Annotated in this window: 1 protein-coding gene; it reads left to right on the top strand. The window is 70.6% G+C overall.

What is annotated here, in order from left to right:
- Positions 1–40 precede the first annotated feature (40 nt).
- Positions 41–1,069 (top strand): TRM11 family SAM-dependent methyltransferase (locus DLJ59_RS06865; RefSeq protein WP_124771667.1); only part of this gene is annotated, 1,029 nt, incomplete at its 3' end.

Raw genomic sequence — 1,069 nt, 5'->3', positions numbered from 1 at the left:
CACCCCGGGCCTCGACCTCGACGCCACCGACGTCGGGCGGCTGTTCGCCCTCATTGCCGACGGAGTGCAGGGCTCGGTCCTGCTGACCGGGCAGACCGCCTCCCGCGACCTGCGGCGCGGCCGGTACACCACGGCCTCCATGGAGCACCCGGGCAAAATGCTGCCCACCATCCCCCGCTACCTCACCGCCACCTACACCCAGCCCGGCGACCTGGTGGTCGACCCGATGGCCGGCATCGGCACCACCCTTGTGGAGGCCATGCACCTCGGCCGACACGGCATCGGCGTCGAGTACGAGAACCGGTGGGCGCAGCACGCCGCCGACAACATTCGCCTCGCCACCACCCAGGCCGCCACCGGCACCGGCGAGATTTACACCGGCGACGCCCGCCGCCTACCCGCACTGCTGCCGACCGAAGTCCACGGCCGGGTCTCGCTGGTCATCACCTCACCGCCGTACGGGTCATCCACCCACGGCCACGTACGGACCCCCGGCCCGCGACGAGGCAAGGTCCGCAAGATCCACCACCGGTACGGTGCCGACGCCGGGAACCTCGCCTACACCGAACACGCCGAACTGGCCGAAGGATTCACCCAGATCCTCACCGGCTGTGCCGCCGTACTTCAGCCCGGCGGATACGTCGCGGTCACCGCCCGCCCCTACCGGCGACGCGGGGACCTCATCGATATCCCCGGCATGGTCGCCGCCGCCGGACTCGCCGCCGGACTGACCCTGGTCGAGGAACTCATCGCGCTCATCGCCGGAGTCCGAAACGGCGTACTGGTGCCGCGGACCTCGTTCTTCCAAATGAAGAACGTCCGCGACGCCATCAACACCGACGACCCGCAGTGGCTCATCCAGCACGAAGACCTGCTGCTGTTCCAGCTCGGCGGGTCACACCACAACCCGCACGACTCCGCACAGAGCGGATCCACCCTCGCCGCACCGCACGCCGGCCACGGGCTTGATACCTCAACCCCCGCCAGCATGGATCGACGGGCACACCCGGCGCACCCCGCCAACCCCGGCGGCAGCGCCACCAACCACCGGCCCCACCCGGGCCGGGAC

It is taken from the genome of Micromonospora inaquosa, from assembly GCF_003857055.1.
GTDB classification, from domain to species: domain Bacteria; phylum Actinomycetota; class Actinomycetes; order Mycobacteriales; family Micromonosporaceae; genus Micromonospora; species Micromonospora inaquosa.
This window is presented reverse-complemented; position numbering and strand designations above follow the sequence as displayed.